The sequence below is a fragment of the Pseudoalteromonas sp. APC 3691 genome, assembly GCF_030408135.1.
In the GTDB taxonomy this organism is placed as follows: Bacteria; Pseudomonadota; Gammaproteobacteria; order Enterobacterales; family Alteromonadaceae; genus Pseudoalteromonas.
The window spans coordinates 53,249-69,013 of record NZ_JASDCB010000005.1 but is presented as its reverse complement, the minus strand read 5'-3'; the positions used below and the strand labels follow the sequence as shown (position 1 = coordinate 69,013).

16 protein-coding genes and 1 pseudogene are annotated in these 15,765 nt (G+C 40.7%); 4 read left to right on the top strand and 13 right to left on the bottom strand.

The window, feature by feature from the left end:
• Positions 1–9: 9 nt before the first annotated feature.
• From QL998_RS02965 to QL998_RS02955, 3 genes are all read right to left on the bottom strand, one after another.
• Positions 10–783, bottom strand: a complete 774-nt coding sequence (locus tag QL998_RS02965; RefSeq protein ID WP_002958242.1) for a Zn-ribbon-containing protein — start codon at positions 781–783, stop codon at positions 10–12.
• 13 nt (positions 784–796) lie between these two features.
• Positions 797–1,063, bottom strand: coding sequence for a hypothetical protein (locus QL998_RS02960; protein ID WP_007378199.1), 267 nt, complete (start codon positions 1,061–1,063; stop codon positions 797–799).
• 96 nt (positions 1,064–1,159) lie between these two features.
• Positions 1,160–1,396, bottom strand: a complete 237-nt coding sequence (locus QL998_RS02955; protein WP_002958240.1) for a DUF2789 domain-containing protein — start codon at positions 1,394–1,396, stop codon at positions 1,160–1,162.
• 153 nt (positions 1,397–1,549) lie between these two features.
• Between QL998_RS02955 and QL998_RS02950 the strand changes: the two genes are divergently transcribed.
• Complete coding sequence (locus tag QL998_RS02950; protein WP_024597670.1) at positions 1,550–2,203, top strand: GNAT family N-acetyltransferase; 654 nt, start codon at positions 1,550–1,552, stop codon at positions 2,201–2,203.
• An 849-nt stretch (positions 2,204–3,052) separates the two neighbouring features.
• Here the strand turns inward: QL998_RS02950 and QL998_RS02945 are convergent.
• Together QL998_RS02945 and QL998_RS02940 are read right to left on the bottom strand one after the other, a co-directional pair.
• Positions 3,053–3,352: a DUF3301 domain-containing protein gene (locus QL998_RS02945; RefSeq protein ID WP_007378202.1), complete on the bottom strand. Its 300-nt coding sequence runs from the start codon at positions 3,350–3,352 to the stop codon at positions 3,053–3,055.
• Positions 3,353–4,381, bottom strand: coding sequence for a DUF3549 family protein (locus QL998_RS02940; RefSeq protein WP_290192124.1), 1,029 nt, complete (start codon positions 4,379–4,381; stop codon positions 3,353–3,355).
• A gap of 104 nt (positions 4,382–4,485) precedes the next feature.
• On the opposite strand from QL998_RS02940, the pseudogene QL998_RS02935 reads away from it, so the two are divergent.
• The 3 genes and pseudogenes from QL998_RS02935 to QL998_RS02925 form a co-directional block, all read left to right on the top strand.
• Positions 4,486–4,770, top strand: a pseudogene (locus QL998_RS02935) (YqcC family protein); the annotation flags it as partial.
• A gap of 27 nt (positions 4,771–4,797) precedes the next feature.
• Entirely contained in the window at positions 4,798–5,562 is a 765-nt protein-coding gene (gene truC, locus QL998_RS02930; RefSeq protein ID WP_290192145.1) for a tRNA pseudouridine(65) synthase TruC, read from the top strand.
• A complete protein-coding gene (locus tag QL998_RS02925; protein ID WP_121954066.1) occupies positions 5,562–6,011 on the top strand; it encodes a flavodoxin in 450 nt (149 codons plus the stop codon). The genes truC and QL998_RS02925 overlap by 1 nt, the downstream gene beginning before the upstream one ends.
• 538 nt (positions 6,012–6,549) lie before the next feature.
• On the opposite strand, the gene QL998_RS02920 is transcribed toward QL998_RS02925, so the two are convergent.
• From QL998_RS02920 to rsxA, 8 genes are all read right to left on the bottom strand, one after another.
• On the bottom strand, positions 6,550–8,460 hold the full coding sequence (locus tag QL998_RS02920; RefSeq protein ID WP_290192123.1) for an aminotransferase class V-fold PLP-dependent enzyme: 1,911 nt from the start codon (positions 8,458–8,460) through the stop codon (positions 6,550–6,552).
• A 357-nt stretch (positions 8,461–8,817) separates the two neighbouring features.
• Positions 8,818–9,450 carry an endonuclease III gene (gene nth, locus QL998_RS02915; protein ID WP_182194139.1) on the bottom strand — a complete coding sequence of 211 codons (633 nt, stop codon included), beginning with the start codon at positions 9,448–9,450 and terminating at the stop codon, positions 8,818–8,820.
• A 49-nt stretch (positions 9,451–9,499) separates the two neighbouring features.
• Positions 9,500–10,198 carry an electron transport complex subunit E gene (locus tag QL998_RS02910; protein WP_007585346.1) on the bottom strand — a complete coding sequence of 233 codons (699 nt, stop codon included), beginning with the start codon at positions 10,196–10,198 and terminating at the stop codon, positions 9,500–9,502.
• Complete coding sequence (gene rsxG, locus QL998_RS02905) at positions 10,195–10,836, bottom strand: electron transport complex subunit RsxG (RefSeq protein WP_170072889.1); 642 nt, start codon at positions 10,834–10,836, stop codon at positions 10,195–10,197. The genes QL998_RS02910 and rsxG overlap by 4 nt, the downstream gene beginning before the upstream one ends.
• Entirely contained in the window at positions 10,833–11,891 is a 1,059-nt protein-coding gene (gene rsxD / locus QL998_RS02900) for an electron transport complex subunit RsxD (RefSeq protein ID WP_290192122.1), read from the bottom strand. Before rsxD ends, rsxG begins: the two co-directional genes overlap by 4 nt.
• Positions 11,888–14,446 carry an electron transport complex subunit RsxC gene (gene rsxC, locus QL998_RS02895; RefSeq protein WP_290192121.1) on the bottom strand — a complete coding sequence of 853 codons (2,559 nt, stop codon included), beginning with the start codon at positions 14,444–14,446 and terminating at the stop codon, positions 11,888–11,890. Before rsxC ends, rsxD begins: the two co-directional genes overlap by 4 nt.
• Positions 14,447–14,454: 8 nt before the next feature.
• Positions 14,455–15,009, bottom strand: a complete 555-nt coding sequence (gene rsxB / locus QL998_RS02890) for an electron transport complex subunit RsxB (protein WP_002960333.1) — start codon at positions 15,007–15,009, stop codon at positions 14,455–14,457.
• Between the two features lies 1 nt (position 15,010).
• Positions 15,011–15,592, bottom strand: a complete 582-nt coding sequence (gene rsxA, locus QL998_RS02885) for an electron transport complex subunit RsxA (protein WP_008134172.1) — start codon at positions 15,590–15,592, stop codon at positions 15,011–15,013.
• Positions 15,593–15,765 lie beyond the last annotated feature (173 nt).

Here is a 15,765-nt window from a genome sequence, read left to right as displayed (position 1 = left end):
TTAGTGTAATTACTGAAAATCCCACGATATATTAGACACTAAGCCACATGGCTCACACCTAAAGTCGAATAACCCAAACCACGATTCAGGTAATTTCCAGTCGCCATTACAACTAGGGCATTTTCGTTCAAGTTCAGACGCTTTATCTACGCCGCCTACACGGTATAAATAATAATAGGTTGGCTTTTTAGTTAAAAAACTAATTCGCTTTGTTATGTCTTTTCCGCGTCTATATAGGTCGCTTTGAATACTCGATATTTCTTCAAGCGCCGGAAACTCACAACGGGTTGCGCCATTAATTTGGATTTGATCGCAGGCTTGCCAATCTTCTTGCCATTTTATAAGCGTTTTATAGTCACCATTAGCAATTGCCGGAATACGAAATAGCGGCACAGGCAAAAAGTCATCACCACAATAAAGCGGGCTGCACGTATGCACATAGGTTGTATATAAAATATAACTTGATGGTTCTTTGCAGCAATCAGCGCCGTTGGAGTGAATATCTTGTCCAATCACTTTTACTTTTGGCGCAAGTAGCCCAGCACTATGTAACTTTTCGATACTGTGCTTAACAAACGGGCTGTTATTTAGCGGGTGCATTGCATCTTCAGTAGGGCACATTACGCGTGTAATAAAAAATCCATCTTTTAAAACGGTTGGAAATTCTTCCCCCATTATTTGACCATTAAAACGCAGTGCATTTACTAAGCGATTTATTGCTTGTTCGGCTTGTTCTAGGGTGGTGTCTTGGTAGCAATCAAAAGTTAAATCAACAACGAACATTTATAGTCTCAAATTATTTTTGTTCTAGCAGCGCAAGAAGTTTATCGAGTTTTTGCTCAATTCTATCTAATTGACTTGTTTTAAGCTCAGTATTATCTGACTGCTGTGGGTTTCTCATGAAGTTATTAATTGAATCAGGATTGTTTTTATATTGGCTTACTGCTGCAATAATCATCGGCATTGGAACCGGTTGCGCCAAACGGCTTTTAGTTAGTGCTACAGTAGGGGTTTTGCCTTCATCGAGAAGGGCTTTGATTGCATCAAATACAACTGAATTCATTAGATATATAACTCTTTAATAAAATAAATACGCAGCATATAAATGCTGCGCAGATGCTATGTTAGCAATAAATAAGGGAGGGTACATTAAATAAAATTACTTACTTTGACGAATGCGTACATCTAACTCGTCAATTACTTCACTCCAATCTCCGTCTTGTGCAAGGGATTCAGCTAAAAAGTGCTGTTGTGCCTCATCCCAAAAAGAAGCTTCTTGGAGTAATGTTGTGTCTTCTAATTCATGTGAGGCAATAAATGCATCTATTTGTTCATCACTATTTGGTAATCCAAGCTGTGCAAAAAGTGTGTTAATGTCGTGTTTTGTCGTATCCATGATATTGCTCCTTTAAATGAATGAAAATTCATACTAGTACCTAACTGTACCTCCTGCTAGTTAAACTCTCGCTGAATTTACGGTTAATAATTTTAGGTATATAGTTAGGTTTAAAGTTAAACAGCCTATAGCTAAAATAATAAAGGAAATACAATGAGTGTAACCACACCAGCTGATACGTTCAGCGTACAGTATTTAGCTGCAGAAGATATTAGTACTGCAGCGAGCCTAATTTATCAGGCTTATCATGACGATCCTGTATTACTAAACATGCTTAGCTACAATGACGAAAATAAATCAGTTTACGAAAAAAAATTACGATCATTAATTCGCGAAGAGCTCAGTAGTTTTTGGCAAGAAAAACAGCCATTAATTGGTTTATACCGCAACGATAAATTAAAAGCAGTAGCGTGTGTATTTGAATCTAATAGCCAATTACAAGCGCAGCGTTATTGGCACTGGCGTTTAAAATTAATGCTGAGTGCGGGCTACTTACAAACAAATCAATTAATAGATAAAGAACAAACAATTAGAGACGCCCTTAAACAAAAAGGCAATTACTATTTTTTAGCTTTTATTGCCGTAGATCCGCATTTTCATGGACAAGGCTTTGGTCGTTACTTACTACGCGGGCTTGATGACTTGGTTAAATGTAACGCTGAGTCAACAGGGATGGCTGTATTTGTAACACGTAAGGAGCACATTGAATTTTTTAAAACTGAAAAGTTTGAAGCATTTAAACACCTTACTTTTAATCAAGTAGAGGGCGAGTTACTGTTTAAATCAATAATTGAGCCAACTATTTAAAATTATAATGTAAGCCAATGCGCCCAAACGGACATAAGACCGTAAGATATATCTCACATCATCGTAAGCATTGTCACTTAAAGGCTACTAATAAGTAGCCTTTTTTGTTCTAAGTTATTGTTCTGCAGTGTTTATTTTGTTTTTTCATTTTTGTGACGTTTATTTATTTAATGTTAAGTCCTATTTCTCCCCCCTGATTGCTTTAAACTTCTCTTTGTCAAGACGACATAACCCAATGATTGAGTTAATGCCAAGGATACGGAATAGGCAACATAGCAGACGCTAGCAGGAAGCATAAAGGACAAGCTAAAACGGATACAAGGAAGAATAAGGAAGTGCATGAAGCACTTAGTAACTAGGAGTTACTTTAGGATAATCACGGATGACGCTACAGGAAGTAGCAGGAGCGTTAGTTTACGCAGGACTGCCAAGATGGCAAGTGGACATTGCAGGATGCAAAAAGTGGCAGGAGCTACTTTAAAGGATTACCAGGGATGATGCTACGGGACGTAGCTAAACGATAGATTTCGTGGGTTAGGCAAGATGGCTATGGATATTGCAGGATGCAAAAAGTGGCAGGAGCTACTTTAAAGGATTACCAGGGATGATGCTACAGATGTAGCCAAACGATAGATTTCGTGGGTTTGCCAAGGTGGCCATGGATATTGCAGGATGCAATGTGAGGGTAAACAAGGTTGTTTACTCGTTCAGGGGATGATAATACGGATTTAAGATAATGGATATCTAGCAGGATGCAGTCCAATTGGGGCGTAACTTTAGTTACGCCTTAGTTTTTTGTCTTAAATTAAATTTATTAATTTAAGACACATTCTTAAAGTATATTAAGTTTTATATTTTATGCGGTGGAACAACCACACTTTTCAAAAACTCATTTTCCATAATTAACACACCTTGATAAGCATTTTCACCGTCGCTTGAAAACTCAAATATAAATTCACTTTTAATGCCTGGCTTGCCGCTCTTTAAAAAACCAAAGCGGCGTTTTGTGCATGCAACACTCATCAACTGCACCTGCAATTGTTCACTTTGACGTTTAGCATGAACGTTCGCCGCTTCAGCAACCTTTCGGTTAAGCCAAAATAAGTAAATTACACTACCAATAAGTATGAACGTCCATAAGCTTGCCATTTAAGAGAATAACCTTCCAATTGCACGCGCGAGGGTTTCGCTACGATTTTCTTTACGTAATAAGCCTAATAAATGCGGGCGAATAGTCGGTATTGCAACTAAGTCAGCAAAAATACTTGGAAACAATTCTTCAATTTTTTGATGATGTGCGCAATTATCCATAAATACATGTAAGCGTTCAGGGTTCTCTAATTGCTTAAAACACCGTCCAGCTATTGTTAATAATACATCAGAGTCTTGTCCCACAGGTGAGCTTAATACATTATCAACTAATTGAGCGCATAGCCCTTGAGCTTGACCTTTTGATGCAGATCTTAGTGCTGCGGTTATAGCCACTGTGTCGTTGTTACTAATTGCGGTCTGCGTGTAATTAACAAGTAACTCACTCATTGATGTTGGTATTTCAACGTGTTCAAGCATGGCACTGAGTGGTTGCAGTACTTCAATGGGTAAATGCGGCCATGCTTTTTGAAGATTACTTAAGTTTGTATCGCTGTCTAAGCGTAGTGCAAAATCGGCAATACCCTGCAGTGCAACACTTTGCCAATTATCAAAACCAATTTTACCGCTAAAGTATAATTGTGCATGCTCGTAATACTGCGACGCAGGCTGTTTTAATAGTACTTTTACTTGGGCATTAAATGCCGCTAATTTATTTGCGTTTGGCGTAAAAACATAAGGGTTATTATCAAGCTTTCCATCAGCTTGCTCACCTGTAATTTCAGTGCCTAGGGCTTGAATAATCATATCAGCAAAATGATCGCGACTAGCACTTACAAGTATACTTTGCTCGTCTAGTGGAAACTTTAAAAACCATACATAAGGTTCTTTACTTGCTTTAGTATCCCAAAATTGAATAGCTAGCCAAGCATGACCAGCAAGAGGATAAGGGTAAGGCACTTGAGCTTGTTCAATAGCTAAAAATTGTTTTTTATCAAGCTTAGTAATATGCCTGCCAATATCAAAAGCACGCCACTGAGTACCCGCACCATCTAAAAGCTGACCTAATGTAGCTATTTGATCACTCATTGTTTTCTCAACTGTTTTTACTGCAAAATTACATCAATTATACGCCATAGCCGCCTATGAGGGAACAGGGTATAATTGCATTACATATATAAAAGAGGGTGGTTATGTACCAGCAAACCCAAACTTATTTAGTGCAGTTAACGGCACTTTTACAAAAGCATCAGCTTTGGCAAAGTGAGCCAATAGACGCTGATGCACTGCTTTCAAATACTCCTTTTTGTCACGATACAATGGCATTTGAGCAGTGGTTACAATTTGTATTTATTGATAAAATACAACAATTAATAACGCACAAGCAACCACTGCCACGTAACTTTGCTATTGCTCCTATGGCGCAAATGACACTTGTGAATAAAGCAGGGAGTGATGAAATAATTGAATTACTAACAGCTCTTGATACCTTTTTAGGAGAACCAATGAGTGAGCGTCCAGCGCCTATTGAATATGGCGAGCTGACTATTTTGTATCAAGATGAAAGTTATGTGGCTATAAATAAGCCTTCAGGTTTATTAGTGCATCGCTCGTTTTTAGATAAACACGAAACCCAGTTTGCTATGCAAATGTTGCGTGACCAGCTAGGGCAACATGTATTTCCAGTACATAGGCTCGATAGACCTACGTCGGGCGTATTGCTGTTTGCATTGAGCTCGGAAGCAGCTCGCGATATGAACCAATTATTTATTGAAGGCACCATTGCTAAGCGCTATTTGGCCTTAGTGCGCGGTTTTGCACCAGAGTCAGTATTTTTAGATAAACCGCTTAAAGAAGAACTTGATAAAATAGCCGATAAGTTTGCAGATCAAGATAAAGCACCGCAAGAAGCGCAAACCCAGTTTAATTGCTTGCACCAAGTTGCACTGCCTATTCCTATTGGTAAGTACCCAACAGTGCGTTACTCGTTAGTTGAGTGCTTTCCAAAAACCGGGCGCAAGCATCAAATTCGCAGACACTTAAAGCACTTATCACTGCCTATCATTGGTGATGTAAATCACGGTGATAACCAGCATAATCAATTTTTTAGAGATCACTTTGAGCTAAGACGCCTAATGTTATTTGCAACAGAGCTTAGTTTTGTGCACCCTTATAGTAATGAATCAATAACAATTAAAGCGCCACTAGGTGAAGACATGCTTGAAATATGTAAGCAGCTAGGTTGGCCAGAGCAAGAAAAGGATTATTAATGGCACATATTAGTATTTTTGTAGGCAGCGTTAATGGCGGTGCAGAGCGTTTAAGCGATGAAGTTGCAACCACAATTGAGCAAGCGGGTCATACTGCAACAGTAATTACTGAAGCATCACTTGATGATATAAAAAATGCATCGCATATTTTAATTGTTACCTCCACAACAGGCCAAGGTGATGTACCGAGTAATTTGGCAGGGTTGTACTTTGCAATGAATAGCACTTTCCCAATGCTTACAGATAAACCGTTTGGTGTAATTGCAATGGGTGACAGGTGCTACGGCGATACATTTTGTGGCGCAGGGCGTAGCTTTGACGAGTTACTACGCGATTTACAAGCAAAGCCTGTGGGCAACCGCCTAGAAATAGATGCATGTGAAGATTTTGAACCATGGCCAGTAGCAGAGCCTTGGTTAAAGGTATGGCTAGAAAAACTACCGGCTTAATTTTTATTACCCTGTCTGAGTGTAGGGGAAAATAATTGAATAAAAACGTCTGAAATAATTTATTAGGCATTTTTATTTTAAGAGTAAGTCTTCTTTGAGCATATAAAAACCACTGACTCCAAACAATTTTTCACTCCATCTCTATTTTTATTTAAAACACACTTATGTGAAGTAGCGTATTATCGAGTTTCCAATTAACGCTTAATCAGTTCTATCTTTAAGCTTACTAAATCTTCGATAATACAATTTCCAGACTTTGGTTTACGTGTCAATCAGATATAGCGTCTGTGTAGTATTAGCCAATGATGCATATTTATTAAACGCTTGTGATATCAAGCTCTTGCGCAACGACCTCTATGCATTTATCCAAGCCCAAATTTAGTTGACCACCCATAAGGCAATTAGGGACATTAAAATAAAAGTGAATGTTTAATAGGGGATTACTTGATTAGTCGATTTAATGAAGCTGCAATACAGCGGCAATATCTTGCGACACAGCCGCCAGTAATCATTATTGGGATAGTATTAAGTGAATACTTTACTTATTAACCTTACCCTTAAGAACATAAATTTCACCATCAAAACTGCCTTGAATCGTCAGTCCTTGGCTTGCCAGCTCTTGCAAATATTCGATATGATCTTCAGTAATATGCTGGCCCGGGACCAAAAGCGGAATCCCCGGTGGATATGGAGTAACTAAACCTGCACAAATGCGGTTGTTGCTTTTACTGATAGGCACAGATTCGCGGTCGCCATAAAAAGCATCGCTTGGAATACACGCCAAGTCTATGGCTGGTAAGTTTTCAGGTAAGCGAGCTCTGCGCGTCGATTTCGATAGTTTTACTTTACCGCTGTCTAGCTTTTTCAATGCATTGTACAAACGAATTATCTTCGAACGCGTGCCGCCAAGCGTGAGTAAAACCAAGATGGTGCTGTGTGTATATTTTTCTATCTCTAGCCCAATTTCATCCAGTAGATATTTATGAATATCTTTTAATGAGTAAGGTAGCTCACTAATATCAATAAGGATTTTTAATGGATCGTGACCCATATTATCACCACTAAAATGCGGGAATATTTCCATAAAGTCTTGCTTAGCTAATACTTTAATTTGCTTAAGCGAGGCCATCTGTTGTTTAAACTCCTCAACATGATTTAGCAGCGCATTGAGCAGCTTATAGCCTTCCATCTCTAATTGCTTTTGGCACACGTCAAGCGATGCAATAAGCTGATATTTGGGCGATGTACTAGCGTAGATGCTATAAATCTCTCGAAAGAAGTCAGCATCAAAATCTGGGTCGTTAATATGAATATAAGATGCTTGAGAAAACGCCGATACTACTTTATGTGCCGAATGCGTAATGTAGTCAGCCCCTGCATGTATCGCAGAATAATGACGAAAGCTAGGATGAAACAAAGAGTATGCAAACCAGGCTTCATCTATAAACACTTTAATACCATATTGATGAGCATAATCCACGACTTGTTTCAGGTCGCTAAGTAGGCCATCGTAAGTACAACCTGTAAGCACTAGTAATTTAGCATCAGTATTGTTTTCAATTGCTAACTTGATGTCGGCCAACGACGGCGGCGCGAAAATGCCATATTTTGGATTTAAAATACTCGCCAAATAAATGGGGTAACTGGCTGATTGCAAGATGCCATAATGTACTGACTTATGGCAATTACGGTCGACAATTACTTTATCCCCCTTGCGCAGGAGTGTCTGCAAAATGATTTTATTTGAGGTAGATGAACCATTTGTAACAAAGTAGGTGTGCTTAACTTCAAACGTCGCCGCTGCTGACTCTTGAGCGCGACCAATGGTATTAGTGCTGTCTGACAATGAACCTAGTGAGTCTACCGAAACCGACAGGTCGCCAACAAATACATTGCGGCCGTAAAACTGATAAAAATCTTTGATGTAAGGTGAGTTTCTAAAGCTAGAACCCCCACTATGACCCGGTGTATGCCAAGAGTCATTTGCTTCACCGACGTAACGGCGATAAGCCGTCCAAAATGGCGTTTCTGAGCGGTCGTCAAAATCGTTGATCATATAACCTAAAATAGCTTCTGGGTCAGAAATTACTTCATCTTTAAAAAAGAATGATTCGATTTCTTCTGATTCGTTTACGATCTCTAGCCCTTTAGTGTCGTCGCCAATAACATAAACCGGTAACTCGAGACGAATTGCCTTTAACTCTTCAATAAAGCGGCTATACATCCGCTCACCCACTTTGTTGTGCATATCCCAGCTTAGAACTACGGCTTGAATATCACCATCTTCCTCTACACATTCCAGCGCGTGTTTAAGCTCGAGGCATTCAATAATATCGATATGGATATCATCTCGCTCAAAATTAGGAATGGTCTTTGACAGATTCGTTGAAAGCCCTTGTAAAGTGGCTGGGTCTTGTTCAATTATCAAGATACGAAGTAGAGGTAGCATAGAGGGTTTCGCAATAAAATTTTATAATGCTCACTAGCATAACTAAAGGACTGAGACTTGTGAAATTAATACTTTGAAAATGTTCTATTAATTGTACAATTTTACTAACACGGCCTTACGTATAAAAATGTTTTATCTAGATGGATTGATTGGCGCGGCTTTATGCCGCGCTTTTGGGATTTTGGGGCTTGTGCTTTATTGCGCGAGGTAAACTCGCGACTACAGGGTTGGCGTTGTATTTGTAGGCGCGGTTTTATGCCGCGTTATTGGGGCTTGTGCTTTTTTGCGCGAGGTAAACTCGCGACTACGGGGCTGGTGTTATGTTTGTAGGCGCGGCTTTATGCCGCGCTTTTGGAACTAATCAGTTTTTTCCTTAAACTCACACAAGTCTTCAATAATACAGCTGCCACACTTAGGTTTACGCGCTACGCAGGTGTAACGCCCGTGCAGTATTAGCCAATGATGCACGTCTACTTTAAATTCAGCAGGGACTACTTTTTCAAGCTTTTGCTCTACAGCAACAACATCTTTTCCCATAGCAAGCTTAGTGCGGTTAGAAACACGAAATATATGTGTATCCACGGCTATTACAGGCCAGCCAAAAGCTGTGTTGAGGACAACATTAGCGGTTTTACGGCCAACGCCTGGTAGGGCTTCTAATGCTTCACGATTTTCTGGCACGATGCTGTTATGTTCATTCACCAAAATTTGGCACATTTTATAAACGTTGGCAGCTTTAGAGTTAAATAAGCCGATGGTTTTTATATAATCACGCAGTGTATCGTGACCTATATCTAAAATGGCTTGCGGTGTATTAGCAACAGGGAACAACTTTCGAGTGGCTTTATTAACGCCTACATCGGTTGCTTGCGCTGAGAGTGTTACTGCTACTAGTAACTCAAACGGGCTTGAATATTCAAGCTCTGTAACTGGGTGCGGGTTATCGTCGCGCAGGCGGGATAATATTTGGTGACGTTTTTCTTTATTCATGCAACTTAAAACGTATTAGTGCTAATTGTTGCTCTAATACGTTTTCCCCTTAAGTTAAGCTAGTAACACGTGCTCGAGGGCCTTTTTCAGCCTCTGGCGGTGCAATTTGCTTTGATTTTATTTGTGCGTCAATTACGTTTTTTGCAGCAATAAGCAGCCCAAGCCCTAAAAAGGCACCCGGAGGTAAAATTGCGAGTAAAAATTGGTTATCAAAGTTAAATACTTCTATGCGCAAGCTCTGTGCCCATGGGCCAAGTAATAAGTCGGCGCCGTCAAACAGCGTACCTTGGCCAATTAACTCACGCATAGCGCCTAAAACAACAAGCACAATCATAAAGCCTAAACCCATCATTAAGCCATCAAATGCTGATAAATGAACAGGATTTTTAGAGGCGTATGCCTCGGCGCGGCCAATAATGGCGCAGTTAGTTACAATCAACGGGATAAAAATTCCCAATGATTGATATAAACCAAAGGTATAAGCGTTCATAAGTAATTGAACTATAGTTACAAAGCCCGCGATGATCATGACAAATACAGGTATACGAATATCTTTTGGCACCCAGTTACGCACAATTGATACGGTAACATTTGAGCCTATTAGTACGAGTAAAGTTGCTAAGCCTAAACCTAAGGCATTTGTTACAGTTGAGGTAACGGCAAGCAGTGGACACAAACCTAAAAGCTGTACAAGGGCAGGGTTATTTACCCACACACCTTCTTTGTATAATGTTTTTAACTCACTCATTTAGCTACCTCCATACATTCGGCATTAGGTGCTGCAAAAATATCATCAAAATTAGTTTGTGCGAACAATACGGCATTTTTAACGGAGCCCACTACAGCACGGGGCGTTATGGTTGCACCTGTAAATTGATCAAACTGGCCGCCATCTTTTTTTACAGCCCAACGAGCGTCATCTTCACCTTCAACGGTTAAGCTTTTAAATGTTGTGATCCAAAGTGATTTTTTAACTTCTACTTTGTCGCCTAAACCAGGAGTTTCTTCGTGTTTAGTAGTGCGTACACCCGCTATGGTGCCATCACTTAAAACGGCGGTTAATAGATTTATATCGCCACTGTAGCCGTTTGGCGTAACATGCCTAATAACAACAGCGACTGGTTTATTGTTTTTACGAGCACGGTAAATTACTTGATTTGCGTGTGGACCTAGTTTTTCGTCAGTAATAATTACGCAATCTTGTGATAGTTGATTGTCGTATGATTTTGGGTCGAGCACTTCTTGTAGCTGCGCAGTAAGTTGTAGTTGTTCTTGCTCTGCAATTTTATCGGCAGTAAGTGCATTGATAGAGGCAACTAAGCCCGTCGTTGCTAACGCAAACGCAGTTAAAATAGCACCATTTTTAGCCATTGACGAAATGATCATTTTACTGCTCCATGGCCATAAGTACGTGGCTGTGTGTAGTAGTCTATTAGCGGCACTGCAATATTAATCAATAATACGCTAAATGCGATGGCATCAGGAAAACCACCAAAGGTACGAATTAAATAAATTAGTAAGCCAATTAGCGCGCCATAAATTAAGCGCCCTTTGTTAGTTGTTGCTGCAGATACCGGATCGGTTGCTATAAAAAAGGCCCCCATCATTGTGGCTCCACTTAATAAGTGAAATAGGGTACCCGGCTCTGTACCAGGTGATGCAATATAACCAATCGCACTACATAGTGCTAAACTTGCAATAAAACTTACAGGAATATGCCAGTTAATTATTTTTGCTTTTAATAAATATAAACCACCCGCTAAAAATCCTAAGTTAACCCACACCCAACCAAGGCCAGCCCATTCGTTAAATAGTGGCTTTTGCATACTTTCGGTAACGGTTAAACCGTGTGCTATGTCTGTTTTAATGGTATCCAGCGGTGTTGCCATTGTTAGGCCATCAACCCCTGCACGCACTTGATCTAGGCTAAACCCAGAGGCCGTAAAACCTGTAAATATTAGGCTTAGCTGATCAGCAAAGCCTATTGGTGTATTTATTAAATCGGTAACAGGCAACCATGCGGTCATTTGTACTGGAAACGAAACTAAAAGCAGTACATAAGCCGCCATTGCTGGATTGAATAAGTTAAAACCAAGGCCACCATAAAGTTGCTTAACGATAACAATAGAAAATAAACAGCCAATAATAATTATCCACCAAGGTGCAAGTGGAGGGATACTCAGTGCCAGTAACACAGCAGTAAGCCATGCGCTGCCATCACTTAATGCAGGCCAAACAGGGCGTTTGCGCATTAGCATTATTGCAGCTTCAAATACACTTACAGCAACAAGGGCTAGTACTAGCTGAATAAGCACCCCGGTACCAAAAAAGAAAACTTGAGCAATTAGCCCAGGAACACACGCAGCAATAACGCTAAGCATTAATCGTGTTAACGATTTATGGCTGTGATTATGCGGCGAACTGGCCATGGTTAATTTCATGACTGATTATTTCCTTCTTTTTGTAACTTTTTAGCTTTTGCTCTCGCAATTGCAGCAGCCACGGCGGCTTTTTTATTATCGTCGGCTGATTTAGGTTTATCTGCGTTAATAAGAACTGATGAGTCATCGGTGTTATTTTCTGCACTCTTCGGTGCTGCGCTATCAACTTGTAGCTCTTGCGGCTGAGTTTGTTCGGTATCTTCTAATGCTTTAGCCGCTTTTTTAGCTTTAGCACGAGCAATGGCCGCCGCTACTGCTGCCTTTTTGTCATCAACAGGCTCATCGCTTTGTGGCGCTTCACTCACGACTTGCTCAGAGTCTTCTAATGCTTTAGCTGCTTTTTTAGCTTTTGCACGAGCAATGGCCGCCGCCACGGCTGCCTTTTTGTCATCAACAGGCTCAACGCTTTGTGGATCTTCACTCACGGATTGCTCAGCGTCTTCTAATGCTTTAGCCGCTTTTTTAGCTTTAGCGCGAGCAATGGCAGCGGCTACGGCTGCCTTTTTGTCATCAACAGGTGCCACGCTTTGTGGATCTTCACTCACGGATTGCTCAGCGTCTTCTAATGCTTTAGCCGCTTTTTTAGCTTTAGCACGAGCAATGGCAGCAGCTACGGCTGCCTTTTTGTCATCAACAGGTGCCACGCTTTGTGACTCTTCACTTACTGTCTGCTCAGCCACTTCACTTGCTTGTGCCGCCTTTTTGGCTTTAGCACGAGCAATGGCCGCAGCTACCGCTGCTTTTTTATCATCAACAGGGGCATCGCTTTGTGATTCGTCACTTGCTTGTGCTGCTTTTTTGGCTTTAGATCGAGCAATGGCTGCAGCGACTGCTGATTTTTTATCATCAACGGGTGCAGTCTCGGCCGATTCATCTTTTTGCGATTTTTGCTCTTTATATTTGCGCGCTTGTTCTTTACGTAGTGCGCGATCTTTTGCTACTTCGCTATTGTCTGGCTCTAATTCAGCAGATTGATCGCCTAGCTTTTTAGCTTTTGCGCGTGCGATAGTGGCAGCAACAGCTGATTTTTCATCGCCGTTATCGGCTTTATTTTTAACACGAGCTAATGCATCAGCTACTTTTTGCTTTTCGTCAGCTGATTTAGCGGCAGGTTTACGTTTATGGCGGTTTTGACGTTCTTCTTGCTCGCGATCTAAACGCTCTTTTCGTGCATCAAAACGTTCTTTTGCTCTGTCGGCTTTTATTTTGTCAGCTTGCTGTTCTTTAATTTCAACTTTGGCCACACGATAGTATTGTACAAGAGGGATTTCACTTGGGCACACATATGCACAAGCACCACATTCAATACAGTCAAATAAATTGTGTTCTTGTAGTTTGTCGTACTCTTTTGATTTAGCAAACCACTGTAATTGCTGTGGCAATAAAGAAGCAGGGCAGGCATCGGCACAAGCACTACAACGAATGCAGGCTTTTTCAGGGCCGGGTTCTGCTAGCTCTTTATGATCGGGCGCTAAAATACAGTTAGTTGTTTTAACTATGCCAATACGTACTGTGGGTAGCGTAAATCCCATCATCGGGCCGCCCATCACAACACTTTGCTGAGGTACAGGCGAGAACCCTTGGCAATCAAGTAAGTGCTTTATTTCAGTGCCAAGTAGTGCCCATACATTTCCAGGCTTATGAATAGTGTTACCTGTTACTGTAACTATACGCTCAATTAGCGGTTTGCCTTCATAAACGGCTTGTTGTACGGCAAACAAAGTACCCGTGTTGTGCACTAAAATACCAATATCGGCAGGAATACCAATGCTAGGAACTTCACGGTTAGTAAGTAATTTAATTAACTGCTTTTCACCGCCAGAGGGGTAAATAGTGGGCACCGTTTGAATAATTATTTTTGAGTTATGCTCAGCTGCTTGCTTCATTGCTGCAATAGCTTCTGGCTTATTATCTTCTATACCCACAATGCACAGTGTTGGGTTTAAAAGCTGCTGCATAATTTCAATGCCTTGGATAACTTCTTTAGCGTGTTCGCGCATTAAAACGTCATCGGCAGTAATATAAGGTTCGCACTCAACAGCATTTACAATCAAAAATTCGATAGGCTGCTTAGTATCTGCTTTCACATAAGTAGGAAAACCAGCACCACCCATACCACTAATGCCGGCTTGGTGAATAATATTTATTAGCTCGTCATGACTAAGCTCAGCAGGATTTTTATTTTTATTTAGAGCTACCCATTCGTCTTTACCGTCTGGTTCAATAATAACACTTAGTTCAGGTAGGGCCGATGGATGTGCTGATGGCATAGGTGCAATATCAGTAACCACACCAGAGCTTGGCGCATGCACAGGTACCGACCAGTTAGCAGCAGGCGCTGTAAGTGGTTGGCCTTTTAAGACGTGTTGGCCTTTTTCTACAAGTAACTTACCGTTTGCGCCTATGTGTTGCTTAAGCGCAACAATGAGTTTGTCGGGCAAAGGTAGGCGAGTGATACTCGCACTATTAGAGAGTGATTTTTGCTGTGGTGGGTGTATGCCGCCAGGAAATGCCCACACGGTGCCTTTTTTTATTTGTTCAAGTAACTTGTCCACTCAAACCTCTAATCTATTTGTGTAACAGGAATAGCATCTAGCTGCCATTTCCAGTTTTGTTTAGTTTCGGCTACAGGTAGCATATCAATGCAATCTACAGGGCAAGGCTCAACACATAAATCACAGCCAGTACATTCATCAATTAACACGGTATGCATTTGACGAGTCGCGCCTAAAATAGCGTCAACAGGGCAGGCCTGAATACATTTGGTACAGCCAATACATTCATCTTCGCGAATATAAGCCACTGTTTTTATAGGTTCTGCTTGCTCGCCGCCTGCAAGTGGTTTTTCATCAACCCCCATTAAGCCGGCAAGCTTTTTCATAGTTGATTCGCCGCCCGGAGGGCATTTATTTATTTCATCGCCATTGGCTATAGCTTCGGCGTAAGGGCGACAGCCCGGGTAGCCACATTGCCCGCATTGAGTTTGCGGCAAAATGGTATCAATTTGCTCAACAATAGGGTTGCCTTCAACACGAAAGCGAATTGCTGCAAATCCTAAAATAAGTCCAAAAACGAGTGCTAGCGAGCCAATCGCTATCAAGGCATAAAACAAGGTCATATTAAAACTTCACTAATCCAGTAAAACCCATAAACGCCATCGACATTAAGCCTGCGGTGATCATTGCAATGGAGGCGCCTTTAAAAGGCGTAGGAACGTCAGCTGCTGCTAAGCGTTCTCGTAGTGCTGCAAACAATACAAGCACTAAAGAAAAACCAACCGCAGCACCAAAACCATACACTGCAGATTGTAAAAATGAATGATCTTCTTTGATATTTAATAGAGCTACACCTAATACCGCACAGTTAGTGGTGATCAGCGGTAAAAATATGCCTAGTAAACGATATAGAGTAGGGCTTGTTTTACGTACAACCATTTCGGTAAATTGCACTACAACGGCAATTACCAAAATAAAGCTCATGGTACGTAAAAATTCGATATCCAGAGGGATTAAAATATATTGGTTAACTAAATAGCTAGTTACAGAGGCAAGGGTAAGCACAAACGTGGTTGCCAAAGACATACCAATCGCTGTATCAAGCTTACCTGATACGCCCATAAACGGACATAAGCCTAAAAATTGTACTAATACAAAGTTATTAACCAGAACGGTTCCAATCAATAACAAGACATATTCTGTCATGTGTGCCTCACGCTATTAAAGTCCTGCGTATTATCCTTTTTTCTGCCCCGATAAACAACATTTGCGAGTCGTTATCAGTTAAATAAACGCAAGGACAAACATATTGATCACAAGGCTGTAAAATTAATGTGATTTTGATGTAAGGAATTACTCAAATAGCAGAAACAAAAAAA

What these genes read in the sequence shown, in the direction of transcription:
- rsxB (WP_002960333.1), bottom strand. Translation starts at nt 15,009, where the DNA reads ATGACCTTGTTTTATGCCTTGATAGCGATTGGCTCGCTAGCACTCGTT.
- rsxA (WP_008134172.1), bottom strand. Translation starts at nt 15,592, where the DNA reads ATGACAGAATATGTCTTGTTATTGATTGGAACCGTTCTGGTTAATAAC.
- nth (WP_182194139.1), bottom strand. Translation starts at nt 9,450, where the DNA reads ATGAATAAAGAAAAACGTCACCAAATATTATCCCGCCTGCGCGACGAT.
- QL998_RS02940 (WP_290192124.1), bottom strand. Translation starts at nt 4,381, where the DNA reads ATGAGTGATCAAATAGCTACATTAGGTCAGCTTTTAGATGGTGCGGGT.
- QL998_RS02950 (WP_024597670.1), top strand. Translation starts at nt 1,550, where the DNA reads ATGAGTGTAACCACACCAGCTGATACGTTCAGCGTACAGTATTTAGCT.
- QL998_RS02925 (WP_121954066.1), top strand. Translation starts at nt 5,562, where the DNA reads ATGGCACATATTAGTATTTTTGTAGGCAGCGTTAATGGCGGTGCAGAG.
- rsxG (WP_170072889.1), bottom strand. Translation starts at nt 10,836, where the DNA reads ATGATCATTTCGTCAATGGCTAAAAATGGTGCTATTTTAACTGCGTTT.
- rsxD (WP_290192122.1), bottom strand. Translation starts at nt 11,891, where the DNA reads ATGAAATTAACCATGGCCAGTTCGCCGCATAATCACAGCCATAAATCG.
- QL998_RS02960 (WP_007378199.1), bottom strand. Translation starts at nt 1,063, where the DNA reads ATGAATTCAGTTGTATTTGATGCAATCAAAGCCCTTCTCGATGAAGGC.
- QL998_RS02945 (WP_007378202.1), bottom strand. Translation starts at nt 3,352, where the DNA reads ATGGCAAGCTTATGGACGTTCATACTTATTGGTAGTGTAATTTACTTA.
- QL998_RS02920 (WP_290192123.1), bottom strand. Translation starts at nt 8,460, where the DNA reads ATGCTACCTCTACTTCGTATCTTGATAATTGAACAAGACCCAGCCACT.
- QL998_RS02965 (WP_002958242.1), bottom strand. Translation starts at nt 783, where the DNA reads ATGTTCGTTGTTGATTTAACTTTTGATTGCTACCAAGACACCACCCTA.
- QL998_RS02955 (WP_002958240.1), bottom strand. Translation starts at nt 1,396, where the DNA reads ATGGATACGACAAAACACGACATTAACACACTTTTTGCACAGCTTGGA.
- truC (WP_290192145.1), top strand. Translation starts at nt 4,798, where the DNA reads ATGAGTGAGCGTCCAGCGCCTATTGAATATGGCGAGCTGACTATTTTG.
- QL998_RS02910 (WP_007585346.1), bottom strand. Translation starts at nt 10,198, where the DNA reads ATGAGTGAGTTAAAAACATTATACAAAGAAGGTGTGTGGGTAAATAAC.